The sequence below is a fragment of the Cryobacterium sp. M23 genome, from assembly GCF_002929655.1.
Classification (GTDB): domain Bacteria; phylum Actinomycetota; class Actinomycetes; order Actinomycetales; family Microbacteriaceae; genus Cryobacterium; species Cryobacterium sandaracinum.
This window is the reverse complement of record NZ_PJJV01000061.1, coordinates 43,465-63,508: the sequence shown is the minus strand read 5'-3', so window position 1 is coordinate 63,508 and position 20,044 is coordinate 43,465. Positions and strand designations below refer to the sequence as shown.

Annotated in this window: 13 protein-coding genes, 2 tRNA genes and 1 pseudogene; 8 read left to right on the top strand and 8 right to left on the bottom strand. The window is 66.8% G+C overall.

Annotated elements, in window-relative coordinates:
• Window positions 1-124 precede the first annotated feature (124 nt).
• From CXY82_RS05815 to CXY82_RS05800, 3 genes and pseudogenes are all read left to right on the top strand, one after another.
• Window positions 125-1,117 (top strand): annotated as a pseudogene (locus CXY82_RS05815) (IS481 family transposase).
• A gap of 101 nt (window positions 1,118-1,218) precedes the next feature.
• Entirely contained in the window at window positions 1,219-2,958 is a 1,740-nt protein-coding gene (locus CXY82_RS05810; RefSeq protein WP_104170072.1) for an FAD-binding protein, read from the top strand.
• A gap of 375 nt (window positions 2,959-3,333) precedes the next feature.
• The gene (locus CXY82_RS05800; RefSeq protein WP_158252132.1) at window positions 3,334-4,041 is read left to right on the top strand and encodes a hypothetical protein; all 708 of its coding nucleotides are present in this window, start codon (window positions 3,334-3,336) and stop codon (window positions 4,039-4,041) included.
• A 191-nt stretch (window positions 4,042-4,232) separates the two neighbouring features.
• Here CXY82_RS05800 and CXY82_RS05795 read toward each other — a convergent pair.
• The 5 genes from CXY82_RS05795 to serS all read right to left on the bottom strand — a co-directional run bounded on the left by CXY82_RS05795 (window position 4,233) and on the right by serS (window position 8,020).
• Window positions 4,233-4,323, bottom strand: a tRNA-Ser gene (locus CXY82_RS05795).
• Between the two features lie 88 nt (window positions 4,324-4,411).
• The gene (locus tag CXY82_RS05790) at window positions 4,412-5,695 is read right to left on the bottom strand and encodes an LCP family protein (protein ID WP_104170070.1); all 1,284 of its coding nucleotides are present in this window, start codon (window positions 5,693-5,695) and stop codon (window positions 4,412-4,414) included.
• Window positions 5,696-5,736: 41 nt separating this feature from the next.
• Window positions 5,737-5,821, bottom strand: a tRNA-Ser gene (locus CXY82_RS05785).
• Between the two features lie 121 nt (window positions 5,822-5,942).
• Window positions 5,943-6,755 (bottom strand): HAD family hydrolase, encoded by an 813-nt coding sequence (locus CXY82_RS05780; protein WP_104170069.1) that lies wholly within the window; start codon window positions 6,753-6,755, stop codon window positions 5,943-5,945.
• A complete protein-coding gene (serS, locus tag CXY82_RS05775) occupies window positions 6,752-8,020 on the bottom strand; it encodes a serine--tRNA ligase (protein ID WP_104170068.1) in 1,269 nt (422 codons plus the stop codon). The genes CXY82_RS05780 and serS overlap by 4 nt, the downstream gene beginning before the upstream one ends.
• A 48-nt stretch (window positions 8,021-8,068) precedes the next feature.
• On the opposite strand from serS, the gene CXY82_RS05770 reads away from it, so the two are divergent.
• Window positions 8,069-9,064 (top strand): diacylglycerol kinase family protein, encoded by a 996-nt coding sequence (locus CXY82_RS05770; protein ID WP_104170067.1) that lies wholly within the window; start codon window positions 8,069-8,071, stop codon window positions 9,062-9,064.
• Between the two features lie 70 nt (window positions 9,065-9,134).
• Here the strand turns inward: CXY82_RS05770 and pheA are convergent, their stop codons facing one another.
• Window positions 9,135-10,076: a prephenate dehydratase gene (gene pheA / locus CXY82_RS05765; RefSeq protein ID WP_104170066.1), complete on the bottom strand. Its 942-nt coding sequence runs from the start codon at window positions 10,074-10,076 to the stop codon at window positions 9,135-9,137.
• A 36-nt stretch (window positions 10,077-10,112) separates the two neighbouring features.
• Here pheA and pgm point away from each other — a divergent pair, with 36 nt between their 5' ends.
• Window positions 10,113-11,729: a phosphoglucomutase (alpha-D-glucose-1,6-bisphosphate-dependent) gene (gene pgm / locus CXY82_RS05760; protein ID WP_104170065.1), complete on the top strand. Its 1,617-nt coding sequence runs from the start codon at window positions 10,113-10,115 to the stop codon at window positions 11,727-11,729.
• Window positions 11,730-11,812: 83 nt separating this feature from the next.
• Here the strand turns inward: pgm and CXY82_RS05755 are convergent, their stop codons facing one another.
• Together CXY82_RS05755 and CXY82_RS05750 are read right to left on the bottom strand one after the other, a co-directional pair.
• Entirely contained in the window at window positions 11,813-12,523 is a 711-nt protein-coding gene (locus CXY82_RS05755) for an amidase domain-containing protein (RefSeq protein WP_104170064.1), read from the bottom strand.
• 155 nt (window positions 12,524-12,678) lie between these two features.
• Window positions 12,679-13,536: a M15 family metallopeptidase gene (locus CXY82_RS05750; RefSeq protein WP_233199226.1), complete on the bottom strand. Its 858-nt coding sequence runs from the start codon at window positions 13,534-13,536 to the stop codon at window positions 12,679-12,681.
• 92 nt (window positions 13,537-13,628) lie between these two features.
• On the opposite strand from CXY82_RS05750, the gene CXY82_RS05745 reads away from it, so the two are divergent.
• The 3 genes from CXY82_RS05745 to CXY82_RS05735 all read left to right on the top strand — a co-directional run bounded on the left by CXY82_RS05745 (window position 13,629) and on the right by CXY82_RS05735 (window position 19,943).
• On the top strand, window positions 13,629-15,407 hold the full coding sequence (locus tag CXY82_RS05745; RefSeq protein WP_233194027.1) for an MDR family MFS transporter: 1,779 nt from the start codon (window positions 13,629-13,631) through the stop codon (window positions 15,405-15,407).
• 164 nt (window positions 15,408-15,571) lie between these two features.
• Window positions 15,572-16,252, top strand: coding sequence for an NAD(P)H-binding protein (locus CXY82_RS05740; RefSeq protein ID WP_104170062.1), 681 nt, complete (start codon window positions 15,572-15,574; stop codon window positions 16,250-16,252).
• Window positions 16,253-16,457: 205 nt separating this feature from the next.
• The gene (locus CXY82_RS05735; protein WP_146069059.1) at window positions 16,458-19,943 is read left to right on the top strand and encodes a hypothetical protein; all 3,486 of its coding nucleotides are present in this window, start codon (window positions 16,458-16,460) and stop codon (window positions 19,941-19,943) included.
• The last annotated feature ends 101 nt before the right edge of the window (window positions 19,944-20,044 follow it).

Sequence of the window (20,044 nt, the reverse complement as noted above, 5' to 3'; positions counted from 1 at the left end):
ATCATCACAGCTGCGGCCCTCGCCAAGGCTCAGTTCCGTGAAGGATTAGGACCCTTTCGGATAAGTCCAGTTCCCGCTTGTACTGTACCTACTCGCATATTCAGCAAATAGGTCTCCCGCTAAATTGTCATGTCTCATCCAAGTTAGGGCAGTCTCATTTCAGCTGGCTCGTCTGATCGTCGACGAAGGATGGAGCGTTTCGTCAGCCGCGAAGATGTTCCGGGTCTCGTAGCCGACCGCGAAACGGTGGGCCGACCGATTCGCCCAGCACGGCGTAGCCGGGATGCAGGATCGCTCCTCCCGGCCGCTGCGCTCACCGAACAAGACCCCCGAAGTGCTCAAACGCAAGATCATCGCGTTGCGGTGGCGCAAGCGGATGGGGCCGGTTCAGATCGCCGGCCTGCTGGGGCTTGCCCCCTCGACCGTGCACGCTGTCCTCGTGCGGTGTCGGGTCAACCGGTTGTCGTTCATCACGAGAGTCACGGGTGAGCCCGTGCACCGTTACGAGCACTCTTACCCGGGCTCGATGATCCATGTCGATGTGACCAAATTCGGCAACATCCCCGACGGTGGCGGCCACCGCTACGTCGGACGCCAACAGGGCGGCGCGAACCGGGCGGCGACTTCCCGGCGCACCGGACTTCGGGCAGCTAACCGCACGGCCCGGCTGGGCACCTCGTTCGTGCATACCGTCATCGATGACAACTCCCGCGTCGCCTATGCGGAGATCTGCGCTGACGAGAAAGCAGACACCGCCATCGGGGTGTTGCGACGCGCGGTGGCCTGGTTCGCTGAACGCGGAGTGGTCGTCGAACGGGTGCTGTCCGACAACGGGTCCGCCTACAAGTCCCACGCCTGGCGAGACGCTTGCAACGAGCTCGGAATCAAGACGAAGAAGACGCGCCCTTACCGGCCTCAGACCAACGGGAAGATCGAACGCTTCCACCGCACCCTCGGCGGCGGCTGGGCCTACGGACGCTTCTACACCTCAGACACCGAACGCCGCGCAGCTCTGGAGCCCTGGCTGCACTACTACAATCACCACAGACTCCACTCAGCAATCGGAAACAAACCACCCCACAGCCGCTTAACCAACCTCCCTGGGCATTACATCTAGGCCGTCTTCAAATTAGAGCAAAAGTCCAGCAACGCGAGCTAGCGTGAGGGTGGGAGTTGCGCTCGGTGCGTACCGTCCTTGTGCCCGGAAAGGCCGTTCTCATGCCAGACAACACCGTCACTGGTCGCCGCATTTCTACCTCCGTCCTCGTCATCGGGACCGGGGGTTCCGGACTGCGCGCCGCAATCGAACTCTCCGAGCGCGGAGTTGACGTTCTCGCCGTCGGCAAACGTCCCAAGAACGACGCACACACGTCGTTGGCGGCTGGCGGGATCAATGCGGCCCTGGCCACGATGGATGCCGAAGACAGTTGGCAACAGCACGCAGCCGACACCATTCAGGAGAGCTACTTTCTCGCCAACCCACACACGGCCGAGATTGTGACGAAGAACGCTGGCCGAGGCATCCAGGATCTCGAGCGCTGGGGTATGCCGTTCGCGCGCGAGGCTGATGGTCGTATCAGCCAGCGCTATTTCGGAGCCCATAAGTACCGTCGGACCGCGTTCGCGGGCGACTACACGGGACTCGAGATCCAGCGTACCCTGGTCGCCCGAGCCGCTCAGCTCGAGGTTCCCATCCTGGATTCGGTGTACATAACCCGCATCCTGGTGCGCGACAACGTGGTGTTCGGCGCGTACGGCTTCGATCTACGCGACGGCAGCCGGGTGACGATCATCGCAGACGCGGTCATCATCGCCGCTGGCGGACATAACCGCATCTGGCGTCGCACCTCCAGCCGGCGGGACGAGAACACGGGCGACTCCTTCAAGCTGGCGGTGGATGCCGGCGGCCGACTGCGCGACGCAGAGCTGGTCCAGTTCCACCCGAGTGGCATCCTCGAGCCGGAGAATGCCGCGGGCACCCTGATCAGCGAGGCCGCCAGGGGCGAGGGCGGGGTGCTGCGAAACGTACTCGGCGAGCGGTTCATGGCCAACTACGACCCTGAGCGCATGGAGCTGTCGACCCGCGACAGGGTCGCGCTGGCCGCATACACCGAGATCAAGGAGGGACGCGGCACCGCGAAGGGCGGCGTGCTGCTCGACATCTCCCACCTGCCCCGCGAGACGATCATGACGCGCCTGCCTCGCGTCTACCAGACCATGCTGGAACTGCAGGTGCTGGATGTCACCACCACTGCCATCGAGATCGCCCCGACCGCGCACTACTCCATGGGCGGCGTGTGGGTGCGACCGGACGACCACTCCACCGATGTCGTGGGGATGTACGCGATCGGCGAGGCCTCCAGCGGGCTGCACGGAGCCAATCGGCTGGGCGGAAACTCGCTCATCGAGCTCCTCGTCTTCGGCCGGATCGTCGGTCAGGCTGCAGCGGAATACAGCGCAGGCATCACCTCCCAGAACCGATCACAAGAAGCAATCGACGCCGCGGAACGCGAGGTGACCGACACTCTTGCCTCGGACGGAGAAGAGAATGTGCGAGCCCTGCAGCGAGACATCCGCAACACCATGACCGACTTCGGTGGAGTCGTACGCGACGAGGCGGGGCTGCTCGAGGGCCTACGCCAGCTGGACGAACTCGACGATCGCCAGAAACGAATCGGCGTGCATCCGGATGTCGCCGGCTTCTCCGGCCTCGCGCATGCCTTCGACCTGCGCGCCTCCCTCATGGCCGCCCGAGCAACCCTGGCCTGCGCTCTGGAGCGCCGGGAGAGCCGCGGTGCTCACAACAGAAGCGATTACCCGGACATGGACCCCGCCCTGCAGGTGAACCTGGTGTGGTCGGCCGATGGCTCGATCGCCCATGAGCAGATCCCGCCGGTTCCCGCCGAGATCGCGGCACTGATGGAAAACGTCAGCCAGGCCGGCAAGTTGCTCGAATAACGGCAGGGCCAGCGCGACTAGGTGTACTGCCCAGGGAGGTTGGTTGGGTTTGTGTGGTGACACGCCCTGATCTTCGGGCGTGAAGAAGGCCTCCGGTTGTGAAGTGGAGATGTTCAAGTGCCCGCTTCACAAGACCGGAGGCCTTCGTGTCCCACGCTAATGCTGAACTGATCCCGCGCGCCCGTTTGCGGCTGGCTCGTTTCATCGTCGACGAAGGACCGCGCGTACCTGCCCCGCAGCACCGCCGACACCCGACAGGCCTCGCTGGCGGCCATTGGCGCGAAGCCGGTCTTCGACTACGACAAGGACGAACAAGGCCAGACCACCTTCTACGAGGACCTCATCCAGGGTGGCGGCCAGTGGTATGTGCACTACATGCCCCAGGACCTTATCCACGCCCTCGACCTGTACCGAAAGGACCGCAAGGCAGCCGACACCGGCGTGCCGGTCGACGAGGAGACGCCCGAAGACGACGAAATACTCTCCAGCGACTCAAACCCCGTGCGTCAAGCCAAAGAACTGAGAGACCAGCGAATCGCCGAGCGTGAGAAGTACCGCGCCAAGCCCAAGGGCAAGTGGCGGCCCGACGGGTCCCGCCAATATCTCTATCCTGACCCCAAGAACTACGATAATTTGGCCTTTGACCACAAGACCGGTGAACTCATCGAGCCCATCCGCAAAAAGACCATCGTGGTACCCGCCGGAAAAAACCCCGCCAAGGACAAAGCCCTCAAATACGGGCAGACCTACCCCCACAAGAGCCCGACATGGAAGGGCTACTACGCCCTGCGCAACACCGTCGAAAGCCAGAACGCCTTCATCAAAGACTCTGCGACCGAAGACATCGCCTGCCCCATGAAACGACGCGCCCGCGGCAACACCTTCGCATCGCTGGCCGTGACACTCGCACTCGTCTCAGCCAACATCCGAAAGATTCTGACGTTCATCCAGAGCGAACTCGCCCGAGTGCCGCTCACCTCGAAGAACAAGTCCTTCGCGAGCACGTATTACTCCAGCACGGAGATGGCTGCGGCAACACTACCTACCAACAACGCGCCACCACCTCCACCGCCACCCAGCTAGGTCGCCCAGCAGTCAACAATTCCGTATCTGCAGTACAAGTCGATTCGCCCTGCCAAAAACAGGGCGTATCGCTGTTTAAGCAACGACCACGCTCCGAACACGACGTATTTCGGGGCGAACACCCTCAGAAACAGCGCATTAAAGCAAGAATTTCATGAACTAATCGCCGGAATTACGTGAATTCCTCAGCGCGGAGACGGTGGGATTTGAACCCACGGTACCCCGTGAAGGGTACTCCACCTTAGCAGGGTGGTGCACTAAGCCGTACTATGCGACGTCTCCTTGATGCCTGCAATGCAAACACACGTCATTGATCATAACCGTACTGACGGCATCCGCACGAACCGAGGCCTGCGGATGCCGTTTGGCGTTACTGCTGGTCGAGCGTGCGTCCGACCGAACAGGTAAGTTCACCGGCGGTCTGACCGGTCACCGACTCAGATAACACTGCCGTCGACGGGTCCGTGACAGCCGGATCCGGGGCTGCGGGATCGGCGACAGCGTCGGGGTCGGCGGCGGGGTCGGCCGGATCTGGTTCGGCCGCCACCGGGGCGCTCGGGTCCAGGGTGGCCCCGCCTCCCGTCGTGCCGCCCAGCTGGAGCGAGGCATCGGCGGCAACGGCCTCGAACAGCTTTTCGAAATCGGGTTCGATCGCCTCCACTCCACCGTCGACGGTCCCGGTCGGCACCTGGATGAAGACGACCTTGCTGAGGTCGATGTCCTTCACGGCCACCGCGATCGAGGCAAGGGTCGAGACGTCGTTGAGGTTCGTGGACAGGCTCATGTTGGCCGTGACGGCCTTGGCCAGCGAATAGACCTTGAGCGGGTCGGTGAGGGTCTCGGCGCTCTTGACCGTGCGCATCAGCGAGGACAGGAACACCTGCTGGTTACTGATCCGGGTCAGGTCGCTGCCGTCACCGATGCCGTGGCGGGTGCGCAGGAACTGCAAGGCGTCCACACCTTCCAGCGTGTGCACTCCGGCCTTCAGGTAGGTTCCCGTGTACTCGTCCTCGATATCCTCTGCGACACAGACGGGCACGCCGCCGACCGCCGTGGACATGGCCATGACGCCACTGAACTGCACCTCAGCCGCGTAGGGGATGTTCAGGCCGGTGAGCTTCTCCACCGTGAGCACGGTGCAGGCCAGTCCCCCGTAGCTGAGCGTGGTGTTGATCTTCTGGCTGCTCATCGCGTCGAAGGTGCCGCCCTCCGGGTCCGGGCACTCGGGGATGGACACGTACATGTCTCGGGGAAAGCTGATCACGGAGGCGTTGCTGTGGTCCTCGGAGATATGCAGCAACATGGTCACATCGTTGAGATCAGCCGTTTCGTCCTCGTCGCCGAATGCGGGATCCTGCCCCTTTCGGCTGTCGCTGCCGACAATCAGCAGGTTCACGCCGCCCGGGATCGCATCGATCTTGGGGGCGGGACCCTCGGTCTCGTTGGCCAGGGGCACGCTCTCCTGCACACTCGACGCGACATCGTAGGTCGCGATCGCGGCGACGGATGCGCCACTCACGAGCAGCACGGCCAGTGACGCGGCGAGCACCTTGGCCAAGGTCACGAACGGGTTGGAGCGGCGCAGCCGGCCGTGGCGGGCGATGGTACTGAGCTTCTTCGATCGTGTCGAGCGGGGGCGTAATTCGTCGCTCACTCAGGTCCCTTCGTTAGTGCAGGCCGTGCAGAATCGAGGTGCGGAGGGCGTGGGATTCGAACCCACGAGACATCTCTGCCCACCAGTTTTCAAGACTGGCTCCATCGGCCGCTCGGACAGCCCTCCCGGTTCGCTGCCCGCGGCGCTGGTGGAACACGCGGTCGCGGACTATCGAATACCGACCGATTCTAGCCGCTTGCAGACTCACCACAGTGCCAGAGGATGCTGGCAGCGGGCTGGGCACCGCCTACAGGCTGCTCAGAACGAGCGCGAGCCCATCTTCGTGAACGGCGCCGGTAATCTCGCCGGCCGCCGCGAGCACCTCGTGCGGAGCCTGCCCCATGGCCACTCCCCGACCCTGAACCGACGCCCACTGCAGCATCTCGATGTCGTTGCGCCCGTCGCCGACGGCCATCACGCGGCTCCGCGGAATCCCGAACTCGGCGCGCACCCGCTCCATGGCGGTGGCCTTGTTCACGCCGTCGGGGGCGATATCGAGCCAGGCAGTCCAGCCGATCGCGTAGCTCACCCGGTTCAGCCCCATCCGGTCGACGATCTGAAGAAAATCCTCCATGTCGTGGTCAGGCGAGATGACGACCACCCGGGTGGCGTCCTGGCGCAGCAGATCGTCGAACTCGACGTGCTCGCTATCCAGCCCGATCGTGGCATCCGGGAACGGCTCGGTGTAGCGGTAGAAGCCGCGCTCGTCTTCGACGGCATACCTGGCACCGACCAGGTGCGAGCGGATCTGCAGCAACACATCGGTCGGATCGAAGGTCTCGACCCATTCGCGCCGGTACCCGGCGGGGGAAGCCGGGTCGCGGTGCAGGGTGATCGCACCGTTCGAGCAGACCACGAAGCGCGGGGTGATGTCCAGGCGCTCGAGCACGGGGAGCGTGGTGGCGGACGAGCGCCCGGTGGCGAGCATGACCTCATGACCGGCCGCGGCGAGCCGCCGCACCTGGTCGAGGACGCCGTCGCTGATCGTGCCGTTCTCGTGCATGGTGGTGCCGTCGATGTCGAGGGCCACCAGCCAGGGGGCATCCGTCGGCGTCGTCATGCGCCCACCGGCCGAATGACGTCGAGGCCGCCCAGCCAGGGGCGCAGCGCCTCGGGGATGAGTACCGAGCCATCCGCCTGTTGGTGCGTTTCGAGCAGGGCCACAATCCAGCGGGTCGTCGCCAGGGTGCCGTTGAGGGTCGCGACCGGCGCGGTCTTCCCCGACTCAGTGCGGTAACGGATATCGAGCCGGCGCGCCTGGTAGGTCGTGCAGTTGCTCGTGCTGGTCAGTTCGCGGTAGGCGTTCTGGGTGGGGACCCACGCCTCGATGTCGAACTTGCGGGCGGCGCTGGAGCCGAGGTCGCCGGCGGCCACGTCGATGACGCGGTAGCTGAGGCCGAGCGCCTGGAGCATGTCCTCCTGCAGGGCGACGAGGCGGTCGTGCTCGGCCTCGGCATTCTCCGGCAGCACGTAGGTGAACATCTCCAGCTTGTTGAACTGGTGCACCCGGATGATGCCGCGGGTGTCCTTGCCGCCCGAACCGGCCTCGCGCCGGTAGCAAGTGGACCAGCCGGCGTAGCGGAGCGGTCCGCCGGACAGGTCCAGGATCTCGTCCGAGTGGTAGCCGGCGAGCGCGACCTCGCTGGTGCCGGTGAGGTAAAGGTCGTCGGCGGGGAGGAAGTAGACCTCGTCGGCGTGCTCGCCGAGGAACCCGGTGCCGTCCATGATCTCGGGCCGCACCAGGGTGGGCGTGATCAGGGGGATGAAGCCGGCCGCCAGCGCCCGGTCGAGCGCCATGTTCATCAGCGCGATCTCGAGGCGGGCGCCGATGCCGCGCAGGAAGTAGAACCGGGCGCCGGACACCTTGGCCCCTCGGGCCATGTCGATGGCGCCGAGCAGTTCGCCCAGCTCGAGGTGGTCGCGCGGCTCGAAGTCGAAGGCGGGCACGGCGCCGTGGGTGCGGAGGGTGACGAAGTTCTCTTCACCGCCGGCCGGTACGCCGTCGATGACGGGGTTCGCGAGGGTGCGCACGACCGCGGTGAACAGCGCCTCGGCCTCGCCCGAGGCGGCCGCGGCGGACTTGACGTCGGCAGCGAGGCTCTGCGCCTGGGCGACGAGGGCCTTCTTCTCCGCGGGAGGCGCGGAGGCCACCTGCTTGCCGAACTGGTTCTGGGCGGCACGCAGCGCCTCAAACGCCCGGATAGTGGCGCGACGCTCCGCGTCGGCGGCGAGCGCGTCGTCGACCGCCTCGACCGACGCACCGCGCGCTTTCTGCGAACGCTTGATAAGGTCAGGATTCTCTCGCAGCAGCACAGGATCAATCACCGAATTAGTCTACAAGCGCATGGTCCGGCACCTTGCTAGCCTTACCGCGTGGATACTCCCGATCAACCGACAGTTGTTCGGCGGGCGGCAATCGTCTACAACCCCACCAAAGTCGACCTGGACCGCCTGCGGGCGAGCGTGGCCCGCGCGGAGACCGCGTCGGGCTGGGCCGGCTCGCTCTGGCTCCCGACCGCCGCGGACGACGCCGGCAGGCAGGCCGTCCGGCTCGCCCTGGCGCAGGGTGCGTCCCTGGTGCTCGTGGCGGGCGGCGACGGCACGATTCGCGCGATCGCCGACGTGCTCCGTGGCTCCGGTGTGCCCCTGGCCATCGTGCCCCTCGGCACCGGCAATCTGCTGGCCCGCAACCTGGGCCTGCCGCTGTCGAACCTTGACGAGGCCACCATGGTTGCCTTCACGGGCGGAAACAAGCCGATCGACGTGGGTGTGGCATCCGTGCGCACCGACGACGGCGCCCTGGCCGACCACGTCTTCCTCGTGATGGCGGGCATCGGCATCGACGCCCAGATGGTCGTGAGCACGCGGCCCGAACTGAAGCGGGCGGTGGGCTGGCTGGCCTACGTCGACGCCGTGGCGCGCGTGCTCCCCCGGGTCAAGCCGTTCCAGATCCGGTACAGCCTGAACGGGCGCCCGCACCGGCCGGCGCACGTGAGCACCATCCTGATCGGCAATTGCGGCCTGCTGCCGGGAAATATCCAGATTCTGCCGGATGCCCGCCTCGACGACGGCATCCTCGACATCGCCATGCTGCAGCCCAAGGGCGTGCTCGGCTGGCTCACAATCTGGCGCCGGGTGACGTGGGAGAACGGCGTTCTGCGCCGCTCGGCGGCCGGGCGTCGTATCATCGAGCGAACCGAATCGACCACTGCACGGGTGATGACGACGCTGCACGCCGCCGATATCCGGATCGTGCTGGTCGAGGCGCAGGAGTTCGAGGTGGACGGCGACGCGCTCGGCCCGGTGCGCTCGGTGTCCCTGCGCACCGACCCTGCCGCCCTCGTCCTGCGGGTTCCCGTCGCGGCCTGAGGGCTGGGCTGGGCTGGGCCGGGCTGGGCCGGGCTGGGCCGGGCTGGGCTGGTCTGGTCTGGTGGGACCGTCAGACCGCGGGCTCGCCGAGCAGGCCGCGCAGCCAGGCGCGCGCACCGATGAAGACGTTGTCGTTGTAGCGCGAGGTGAACTCGATCGGCTGCTTGTCGGCCCGCGGGTACGAGCCGAGGAAGATCACCTGGGGGCTGAACCGGCGCAGGCCGAGCAGCGCGTCGGCCACGCGTTCGTCGTGGATATGACCGTCGGCGTCGATCACGAACCGGTAGCGCCCCAGGGCGTCGCCGATGGGGCGCGACTGGATCAGGCTGAGGTTGACGCCCCGGGTGGCGAACTGCTCGAGCATCTCGAGCAGGGCGCCTGAGCGGTCTTCGGGCAGCTCCACGATCAGGCTGGTCTTGTCGGCGCCAGTGCGGGGCGGCACGGTGGTGGTTCGGCTGACGAGCACGAAGCGGGTGACCGCGTTGGCATTGTCGCCGATACTGCGGGCGAGCACGACCACATCGTGGTGCTTCTCGATGCCGGGCGGGGCGATGGCGGCATCCGCCTGCCCTGATTCGACCAGCGACGCGGCGGCGGCCACGTTGCTCGACGCCGGAAGGTGGCCGTGGTGCGGCAGATTGGATGCCAGCCAGCGGCGGCACTGCGCATAGGCGACCGGATGCGCGTTGATGGTCTTCACATCGGCCAGCGCGGTGCCCGGGCGAGCCACCAGGACGAAGTTCACCGAAACCAGGTACTCGCCGATGATGCGCAGGTCGGGCACGCTCGCGAGGGCATCCTGCGTGGCGGACACGCCACCGTCGACGGAGTTCTCGATCGCGATCATCGCGGCCACGCTGCGGCCGGACACGACGTCGTCGAACGCCTCGCCGACATTGTTCACGGCCCGCCACGGCTTGCCCTGGGCTTCGACGACCTGGGTGAGGGCTGTCTCGGTGAAGGTGCCCGTCGGCCCGAGGAAGCTGTAGCTGACATTGCGCGACTCGGACATGCAGATCAGCCTAGTTGCAGTGCAAGACTGGACACCATGAACGAACGCGCGGGCACAGCGGCCCTGGAATCTGACCTTGTCGATGTCGAAGCGCTGGTGAAGGCGTACTACGACCTGAAACCGGATGTCACGGTGCCCGGCCAGCGAGTGGCCTTCGGCACCTCCGGTCACCGAGGGAGCTCCCTCAACACGGCCTTCAATGAAGACCACATTATCGCGACCACGCAGGCGATCGTTGAATTCCGCGCCATGCAGGGCATCACCGGGCCGCTCTTCATCGGCACCGACCCGCACGCCCTGAGCGCGCCAGCCTATACGACCGCCCTCGAAGTGCTCGTCGCGAACGGCGTGCGCGTGCTGGTCGACGAGTTCGACGACTATGTGCCTACTCCGGCCCTCTCGCACGCGATCCTGGCCTACAACCGGGCCGGGAACAGCGACGAGGCCGATGGGATCGTGGTCACCCCGAGCCACAACCCGCCCTCCGACGGCGGCTTCAAATACAACCCGCCGCACGGCGGACCGGCCGACAGCGACGCCACCTCGTGGATCGCCGCCCGGGCCAACGAACTCATCGCCGCCGGGCTCAATGATGTCAAAAAAAGCGAGCCCAACGCAGTCGAGACCTACGACTTCCGCGGTGGGTACGTGAATGACCTTGAGAACATCATCGACATGGCCGCCATCAAGGCCAGCGGCATTCGTATCGGAGCCGACCCGCTCGGCGGCGCGAGCGTGGGCTACTGGGGTGCGATTCGCGACCGCTACGAGCTCAACCTGACCGTGATCAACCCCCACGTCGACCCCACCTGGCGCTTCATGACCCTGGACTGGGACGGCAAGATCCGAATGGATCCGTCGAGCCCGTCCGTGATGGCATCCGTCGCCGCCCACAAGGACGAGTTCGACATCGTCACCGGCAACGACGCCGACGCCGACCGGCACGGTATCGTCACCCCCGACGGCGGGCTGATGAACCCGAACCACTTCCTGGCCGTGGCCATCGACTACCTGTACAGCCACCGCGAAGGCTGGCGGGCGGATGCCGCGATCGGCAAGACGCTCGTCTCCTCCACCATGATCGACCGCGTCGCGGGTTTCCTCGGCCGCGACCTCTGGGAGGTGCCGGTCGGATTCAAGTGGTTCGTTCCGGGCCTGATCGACGGCTCGGTCGCCTTCGGCGGCGAGGAGAGCGCCGGCGCCAGCTTCGTGCGCTTCGACGGAACCGTCTGGACCACCGATAAGGACGGCATCCTGCTGGCCCTGCTCGCCTCGGAGATTCTTGCCGTGACCGGCAAGACGCCCAGCCAACGCTATGCCGAGCTGGCCGAGCACTTCGGCGACCCGGCCTACGCTCGCGTGGACGCGGCCGCGACGCCCGCCCAGAAGGCGCAGCTGTCCAAGCTCGACGGAGCCGCCATCACGGCCACCGAACTCGCCGGTGAGAAGATCATCGCTAAAATGAGTCACGCTCCCGGCAACGGTGCGGCAATCGGCGGCGTCAAAGTCGTCACCGAGAACGCCTGGTTCGCGGCCCGGCCGAGTGGCACCGAGGACGTTTACAAGATCTATGCCGAGTCCTTCACGGGCCCGGAACACCTGAAGCAGGTGCAGATCGAGGCAAAGGCCATCGTCGACGGCGCCATCGCCTGACGCGTCTGATCCGGACCGGCTTGACCACCGCGGCGGTCGAGCCTGTCGGGACCGGAGATCAGCAGTAGGGAGTGCTTCGGTACCTAGGGAATGCTCCAGTAGTACGCCGTGGCGCCCGGGTGCTTCTCGGTGATCGCGTAGTCGACCGACCGGAAGTCGGTGTCGTCGGTGTGGCCGGCATAGTAGATCTGGATGTCGTCGCCCGACCCCTCGATCCGGGTGACGACCCCGGTGTGGTCGCGGTCCCCGGAGTTGTCCCAGTCGAACTGCGCGACGTCGCCGAGCTTGACCTGGTCGCGCTGGTCATCCGTCAGGGCGGTGGCGCGGCCGGACTGCGCGACGTAGTCCCGGAACGCGGTTGAGCTGATCCACGGTGACGAGGTGTCGAAGTCGGAGCCGGTTCCCTCTGCGTACCACTGGTCGTCCATGGTCCAGCCCCGCTCGATCAGGGATTGGCTGGTGAAATTGACGCAGTCGTTGTCGGTGATGACGCCGTAGTCATCCGTGTTGTAGTCGGTCCAGTGGGCGAGCATGTAACTCACCTGCGCCTGCACCTGGGCGTCGATGGGAACCGGCTCTGCGGCCTCCGCGGGGGCGACCCGATCTGGGGCCGTCGCGTCAGACTCGGCCGCATCGGCCTTCGGCGCCGTTTGCGTGGAGTCAGCAGCCGGGGTCGGAGTCGCCGAGACGACGGGTTCGTCCCCAGTCACCCCGGCCACGGCGGCCGTTCCGGCCACGAGGCCGCCCAGAACGAGTACGGCAGCGACGATGCGGAAGCGTCGGGTCAGAACCACAGATTTCTCTCTTCGTTCGGGGTGCCACCGGGGGGGTGTGGCAGACACGCCCCGTTCGGGGGACGGTTTCTAGATAATCACACTTATCCGGGAAATGCCCGGGTGGACGACACACCGGCCCTGCGCCGATCAGGAAACGGGATCGGGGAACGGGATCAGTGGTAGCCGGGAGCCGCCGGGAGCCCGAAAAACTCCTCGAGGGTGGCGGTGCCGGTGGCGTGCATCTCCGTGGCCAGTTCCGTTCCGATGTAGCGGAAGTGCCAGGGCTCGTAGCCGTAGCCGGTGATGGCCACCTTGTCGGCCGGGTAGCGCAGCAGGAACCCGAAACGCCAGGCATTCCCGGCAAGCCACTGCCCCTGTGGGGTGTCGCCGAAGCAGGCATCCAGCGAACAGATCCCGGGCAGTGCGCTGATGTCGATGGCCAGACCGGTCTGGTGCTCGCTGGTTCCCGGCCGGGCCGTGCTGGTGTCGGCGAACGCCTGTCCGTTCGCGGCGACATCCGCGTCGTAGACCATCACCTGGGCCGCGAAGCTCCGGTAGGCGCTGTGGGACTGCAGCTTCAGCCCGGTCTCCGCCTCGAACGCGGAGAACAGGGCCACGGTTGCGTCCGACGCCTCCCGGCGAAGTTGCGGGCTCCAGACGTGAGCCACCGGGACGTCGACGAGGTTGGTCGGAGCGTAGTCGAAGGGGTTTAGCGGGCGGGTCTTGTCAACGACGACCCAGAGGCTCGCCGGGTCGTCGAGTGAGCGGGCGAAACGGTCAAAGGTAGGCATCACGGCCGGCTCCGGGGAACCTGTCGGGGCGGCCCGAGGCGGGGTGGGGGTGGCGCTCGGTTCGGCACGGGCAATCAGCGTCGGAGCGACGGCGGAACCGACGACGGGCGGCGCGGTTTCCCCGGTCAGGGCTCCGGCCGCCACCGCACCGGCGGCGAGTCCAGAGATGACGATGGACAGCACGACGATACGCCTCCGCCGGAACGGATGCGCGACCCCCACTGCCCGATCTGCCCACACGATGCTGAGCCTAGACCGGAGCGGGCTCCCCCAGCCTCCGACGGCCCGCAGCCGCTTGAAGATTGTTTGCCCATCGTGTAACTTTGCGCACAATGCAAACTTCTCCCTCTCTCGCCGCCCCGCCGCTGATGTCCCACCGGCAGATTCTCTTCGTCATCTTCGGACTGATGGCCGGAATGTTCCTCTCCGCCCTCGATCAGACCATTGTCGGAACATCGATGCGCACCATCGCCGACGACCTCGACGGCATGGCGCTGCAGGCCTGGGTGACGACCGCCTACCTGATCGTGTCGTGCATCAGCACGCCGATCTACGGCAAACTCAGCGACATTTTCGGGCGCCGCCCGCTGTTCCTGATCGCGATCACGATCTTCCTCATCGGCTCGCTCCTGGCCGGCCTGGCAAACTCGATGTACGAGCTCGCGATCTTCCGGGCCATCCAGGGGCTCGGCGCCGGCGGCCTGATGGCTCTCCCCCTGACGATCATGGGCGACATGCTGGCACCCCGGGAGCGGGCGAAATACCAGGGGTACTTCCTGGCCGTCTTCGGGGTCTCCAGCGTGATCGGCCCGCTCATCGGCGGCGTCCTGTCGGGCTCGGACACGATCCTCGGAATCACGGGCTGGCGGTGGGTCTTCCTGATCAACCTCCCGATCGGCATCATCGCCCTCGCAATCGTGCTGAAGTTTCTACACGTTCCCCACTTCGCCCGGCCCGTTCGCATCGACTGGTGGGGAGCGGTGACCGTGATCCTTGCTGCCGCGCCGCTGCTGCTCGTGGCCGAGCAGGGCCGCACCTGGGGCTGGGGTTCGATCCCCTCGATCGCCTGCTACGTGATCGGACTCTTCAGCATCGCGGCCTTCATCCTCGCCGAGCGGCTGATGGGCGACGACGCGCTCATCCCGCTGAAACTGTTCCGTTCGTCCACGTTCAGGATGGCGACCATCCTGGGCGTCTTCGTCGGCTTCGGCATGTTCGGTGCCATGATGACGGTGCCGCTCTACCTGCAGCTCGTGAACGGGGCCACCCCGACGGAGAGCGGCTTCCTGATGCTGCCGATGATCGCGGGCCTGATGATCTCCTCCATTGTGAGCGGCCAGCTGATCGCCCGTACCGGGCGCTACAAGATGTTCCCCACCATCGGCACTGCCTTCATGTCGGCAGGCTTCCTGCTCTTCACATTCGCCACCGCCGACAAGCCGGTCGGATTCATGATGGCCGGGATGCTCCTGATCGGCCTCGGCCTCGGCCAGCTGATGCAGACGCTCACCATCGCCAGCCAGAATTCGGTCGGCCCTCGGGATATCGGCGTGGCCACATCCGCCTCGACGTTTTTCCGCCAGATCGGCGGCACGCTCGGCACCGCCGTGCTCTTTTCGGTGCTGTTCACCCGCATCCCCGACACGATCGGCGCGGCCTTCGACAACCCGACCATCGTCTCCGGGGTCAGGGACGCTGCAACGGACCCAGCCGTGCAGGCCGACCCGGCGAACACCGGCATCCTGGCACTGTTGGCCAACCCGGGCAGCGTGGGCGGCGCCCTCGACGGCGACACCTCGTTCCTCAACACGGCCGACCCGCGGCTCGCGGAGCCGTTCCTCGTCGGCTTCAACGACGCATCCGTCACCGTCTTCTGGGTGAGCCTGGCCGTCGTGCTGGTCGCATTCGTACTGAGCTTCTTCCTCACGGCGCCGCCGCTGCGCAACACCTCCGCCCTGCAGGAGGCCGCGGACGAAAACGCGGCCGAGCTGACCGCGCAGGCCGAGCTGACCCGGGACGCGCAGCGGGCCGCCGACAGGATGGGCGCCCTGGTCGAGCCGGGGATCGACGTCGACGAGTTCGAGCGCGAGGCCCGCACCCAGCCCCGCTAGCACCCGAACGAATTCGACGGAGATTTTGCTCCTACCGCCCCGTTTAGGCCTCAAATCGTCACTTTGTGGCAAAATCTCCGTCGAATGCGCACAGGGCGCGCAGTCACGGATGGCCCGGTCCGGGCGTGGGGAATTGTGGGGGCCGTCGGGGCGTTGTACCGGTAATGCGCATTGTTATTGCAGGTGGACATGGAAAAATCGCTCGGCAGCTCACGCGGGAGCTCACGAAGAATGGCCACGAGGTCCTCGGGCTGATCCGCTCGGAGGAACAGAGGGCGGATCTCGTCGCTGACGGAGCCGTTCCGGTGGTGATCGACCTCGAAAAGACCTCATCGGCCGAGGTGGCGCACCTCTTGGCCGGTGCCGACGTCGCGGTGTTCGCCGCGGGCGCCGGAGCCGACGGCAGCGAGGAGCGCCGTCAGGCCGTCGACTTCGGCGGCTCCGTGCGACTGGCCGACGCGGCCGAGTCCGCCGGCGTGGCGCGCTTCATCCAGATCTCGTCGACCGGCACCGAGAAGGTGCGGGACGGTCAGACCCCGGCGGATGTCCCGGCGGACTTCCTGGGCTACCTGCAGGCCAAACTGGCGGCCGAGGAAGACCTGATCGCTCGGTCCCTGGCCTGGACGATCGTTCGCCCCGGCGGCCTCGTCGACGACGCAGGAACCGGACTGGTGCGCCTGAACCCGGCCGGCCCCGGCCTGCCGGAAGATCGCGCGACTGTGCCCCGCGCGGACGTCGCGGCCGTGCTGGCCGCACTCATCGAGACCGGCGCCGCCGAGCGCCGGGTGCTGCACCTGGTCTCCGGCGACGAACCCGTCGCTGTCGCCGTAGCCGCGTTCGCCTAAGGCTTCGGCCGCCAGGCGGGCCCCCGCCGGTCGACCCGGTGCACCTTCAGCCGACCCAGCGCCGGCCCTCCGCACAACACCGCGGAGGGCCGGCGCTTGAATGCGCGGTAGATGTCTGGCAGTCTGTGAGAGCGCTCTCATCAGTGAGATGGTGGAGCATTCGCCGGCCGGAACATCCGCCGGAGTGAATTCAATGGAGGATCGCATGCCCCTCGAGACCATCATTCAGCCCACCGTCCGGGGCGAGATGCCGTTCGACCCCGCAGAGGGCACTGACCCTGCGGAGGGCACCGTCCGGGGCGGACCGGTCGATCTGGACGGACGCCGGTTCTACCGGATCGAGGCCTACGACCAGATGCCGCCGTTCTTCATGACCCTCGTCGGCGCAAGCAACGTCTGGCTCTTCATCTCGAGCACGGGCGGCCTGACGGCAGGACGGGTCGACGCCGATCGGGCCCTGTTCCCGTATTACACCGACGACAAGGTCACCGAGAGCGGCGGCCGAACCGGTGGGCTCAGCGTGCTGCTCGTTCGACGCCCCGACGGGACCGGGATTCACTGGCAGCCGTTCGCGGAGGTGCGTCCCGGCGATCAGGCCGTGCAGCGCACGCTGTACAAGGACGCCCTCGGCACCACCCTGGTCTTCGAGGAGACCCGCCCGGATCTCGGCCTGCGCCTGCGCGTGACCTGGCAGACGAGTGCCCGCTTCGGCGTCGTGCGCAGCTGCGCCCTGACCTCGCTCGGCGAAACGCTCGACGTCGACCTCCTCGACGGCCTGGTGAACATCCTTCCCGCCGGAGCCCTCAAGAAGACGCAGAACGAGCTGAGCGTGCTGCTGGACGCCTACAAGCGGGCCGAACTCGACTCTTCGACGGGCCTCGGGCTGCTGACACTGAACGCGACGCTCTCCGACCTCGCCGAGCCCAGCGAGTCGCTGCAGGCCAACGTGGCCTGGCAGGTCGGGCTGGGCAACGCCGAGTACCTGCTCTCGATCAGCCAGGTGGCTGCCTTCGCCCGGGGCCGGGGCATCACCGCCGAGACGGATGTCCGCGGCCAGCGCGGCGCTTACCTCGTGCACGCGCGGATCACGCTGGCCCCCGGAAGCACGCAGCGCTGGCAGATCGTCGCCGACGTCAACCAGGACGCGGCCGATGTCGTCGCCCTGCGCGAGAAGCTGCGAGATCCTGCCGGGCTCGCCGAGGAGCTCGCGGCCGACATCGTCGGCACCCGGTCCGACCTGGAGACGATCCTCGCGGCCACCGACGCCGCCCAGCACAGCGGCGACGAGCTCGCGACCATCCACCACACCGCCAACGTGCTTTTCAACACGATGCGCGGCGGCGTTCCGGCCGAGGGCTACACGGTGGAGTCGAGCGACGTGCGGGCGTTCATCATGCAGCGGAGTCAGTCGACCGCCCAGCGCTGCGCCGGCGTGCTGGCGGCGCTGCCCGAGCGGCTGCGCGCCGACGAACTCATCGCTATCACCCAGGAGCACGGCGACGTAGACCTGTGGCGCCTCGCCACGGAATACCTGCCGCTCACGTTCAGCCGCCGGCACGGCGATCCGAGCCAGCCGTGGAATCAGTTCCGGATCGTTCTGAAAGACGAGAGCGGCATCCGTCGCCTGGAATACCAAGGCAACTGGCGGGACATCTTCCAGAACTGGGAGGCGCTGGCCTGGTCATTCCCCGAATTCGTGGAGTCGATGGTCACGATCTTTCTTGACGCCACGACCGCCGACGGCTACAACCCGTACCGGATCTCTCGCGAGGGCATCGACTGGGAGGTCCCCGAGCCCGAAGACCCCTGGGCCAACATCGGTTACTGGAGCGACCACCAGATCATCTACCTGCTCAAGTTGCTCGAGACCTCCCGCCGCTTCCACCCGGGGCGCCTCGACGCGCTCATCAACCGGGCGGCCTTCACCCACGCCGACGTGCCGTACCGGATCGCCGCCTATTCGGACATCCTCACGGACCCGTACAACACCATCACCTTCGACGACGAGCGGCAGCGCACGATCACGCGGCGGGTCGCCGAGGAGGGCTCGGACGGTCGGCTCGTGCACGGTGCCGACGGCGACCTCGTGCGGGTAACGCTGGCCGAGAAGGTGCTGCTGCTCCTGCTGGCCAAGCTCGTCAATCTGGTGCCGGACGGCGGCATCTGGATGACGACCCAGCGCCCGGAATGGAACGACGCCAACAACGCGCTCGTCGGCCGTGGCCTGTCGGTGGTCACCCTCGCCTATCTGCGCCGCTACCTCGTCTTCGTGCAGGACCTCCTGACCGTCGACGTCGAGCTCTCGAGCGAGCTCGCCGGACTGCTCACCGCGGTGCGCGACGTGCTCTTCGAGCATGCGGATGGCCTGGCCGGCGGGTTCGATTCCACTCGCCGCCGGGCCGTGATGGACGGCCTGGGCGAGGCAGGGACCGCCTATCGCGAGCGGGTCTACGCCGGGTTCGGTGGGGAGCGGTCGACGGTCGCCGCGGGAGACGTCGCCGAACTGCTCGATCTGGCTCGACGCTTCATCGAGTCCGGCCTGCACGCCAACCGGCGGGACGACGGGCTCGTGCACTCCTACAACGTGCTGGAGTTCGGGGACGATGGGGCCGATGTGCGACGGCTCGCGGAGATGCTCGAGGGCCAGGTCGCCATCCTTTCCTCCGGCCTGCTCGGCCCGGAAGAGACGCTGGACCTGCTCGGTGCCCTGCGCACGAGCCGGCTGTACCGCGCCGACCAGCACAGCTACATCCTCTATCCCGACAAGGACCTTTCGTCCTTCCTCGCCCGCAACACCTTCAGTGCGGCACGGGCCGCCGACTGCCCTCTCGCCCTGCGCCTCATCGCTGCCGGCGACCGCAGCATCGTTGTGCGCGATGTTCAGGGCGACCTGCACTTCGCCGCCCACATCCGAAACGCCAGGGGCGTTTCGGAGGCGCTCGACCGGCTCAGCGCCGACCCGGCGCTGCAGGGCGCCGTGGAACAGGACCGGGCCGAACTGCTCACCATCTTCGAGGAAGTCTTCCGGCATGCGGAATTCACCGGGCGCTCCGGCTCGTTCTTCGCCTATGAGGGCCTCGGCAGCATCTACTGGCACATGGTCGCGAAGCTGCTGCTCGCGGTGCAGGAGACACTCGACCGGGCCGTCGCCGAGCAGGCGGATGAAACTTCGATCCAGGGGCTGATGGCGGCGTACGAGGACGTGCGTGCCGGCATCGGCTACCGCAAGGATCCGCTCACCTACGGTGCGTTCCCCACCGATCCTTACTCGCACACGCCCGCCGGCCAGGGCGCCCGGCAGCCGGGGATGACCGGGCAGGTCAAGGAGGAGGTGCTCACCCGCCTGGGCGAGCTCGGCCTGCGGGTCGAAGACGGTCGCATCCGTTTGCGGCCCACCCTGCTGCGGGCCGGCGAGTGGACCACGGCTCCCGGCACGTTCGCCTACCGGGATGTCCTCGGCGAGCAGCACAGCGTCGAGCTGCCCGCGGACACGCTCGCGTTCACGTTCTGTCAGGTCCCGGTCGTGTTCCACCGCGGCGGCCCGCTCGAGATGGTCGCGCACCTCACCGACGGCGCCCAGGTGCCCGGTCCTGGCGGCACGCTCGACGCCGACGTGAGCGCGAGCGTCTTCCGCCGCGACGGCCGGGTGCGCTCCCTCACGGTGACCGTACCGGACCACGACGGACTCTGACCGCCGCACCAGGAGAGAGCGCTCTCTTGACAAACCACCGATGCGCGCACTAACGTAAGCACCACCACGTGAGAGCGCTCTCACGGCACAATGAGAGCGGC

What these genes read in the sequence shown, in the direction of transcription:
- CXY82_RS05810 (WP_104170072.1), top strand. Translation starts at nt 1,219, where the DNA reads ATGCCAGACAACACCGTCACTGGTCGCCGCATTTCTACCTCCGTCCTC.
- CXY82_RS05800 (WP_158252132.1), top strand. Translation starts at nt 3,334, where the DNA reads ATGCCCCAGGACCTTATCCACGCCCTCGACCTGTACCGAAAGGACCGC.
- CXY82_RS05780 (WP_104170069.1), bottom strand. Translation starts at nt 6,755, where the DNA reads ATGACGACGCCGACGGATGCCCCCTGGCTGGTGGCCCTCGACATCGAC.
- pheA (WP_104170066.1), bottom strand. Translation starts at nt 10,076, where the DNA reads ATGTCCGAGTCGCGCAATGTCAGCTACAGCTTCCTCGGGCCGACGGGC.
- pgm (WP_104170065.1), top strand. Translation starts at nt 10,113, where the DNA reads ATGAACGAACGCGCGGGCACAGCGGCCCTGGAATCTGACCTTGTCGAT.
- CXY82_RS05745 (WP_233194027.1), top strand. Translation starts at nt 13,629, where the DNA reads ATGCAAACTTCTCCCTCTCTCGCCGCCCCGCCGCTGATGTCCCACCGG.
- CXY82_RS05740 (WP_104170062.1), top strand. Translation starts at nt 15,572, where the DNA reads ATGCGCATTGTTATTGCAGGTGGACATGGAAAAATCGCTCGGCAGCTC.
- CXY82_RS05735 (WP_146069059.1), top strand. Translation starts at nt 16,458, where the DNA reads ATGCCCCTCGAGACCATCATTCAGCCCACCGTCCGGGGCGAGATGCCG.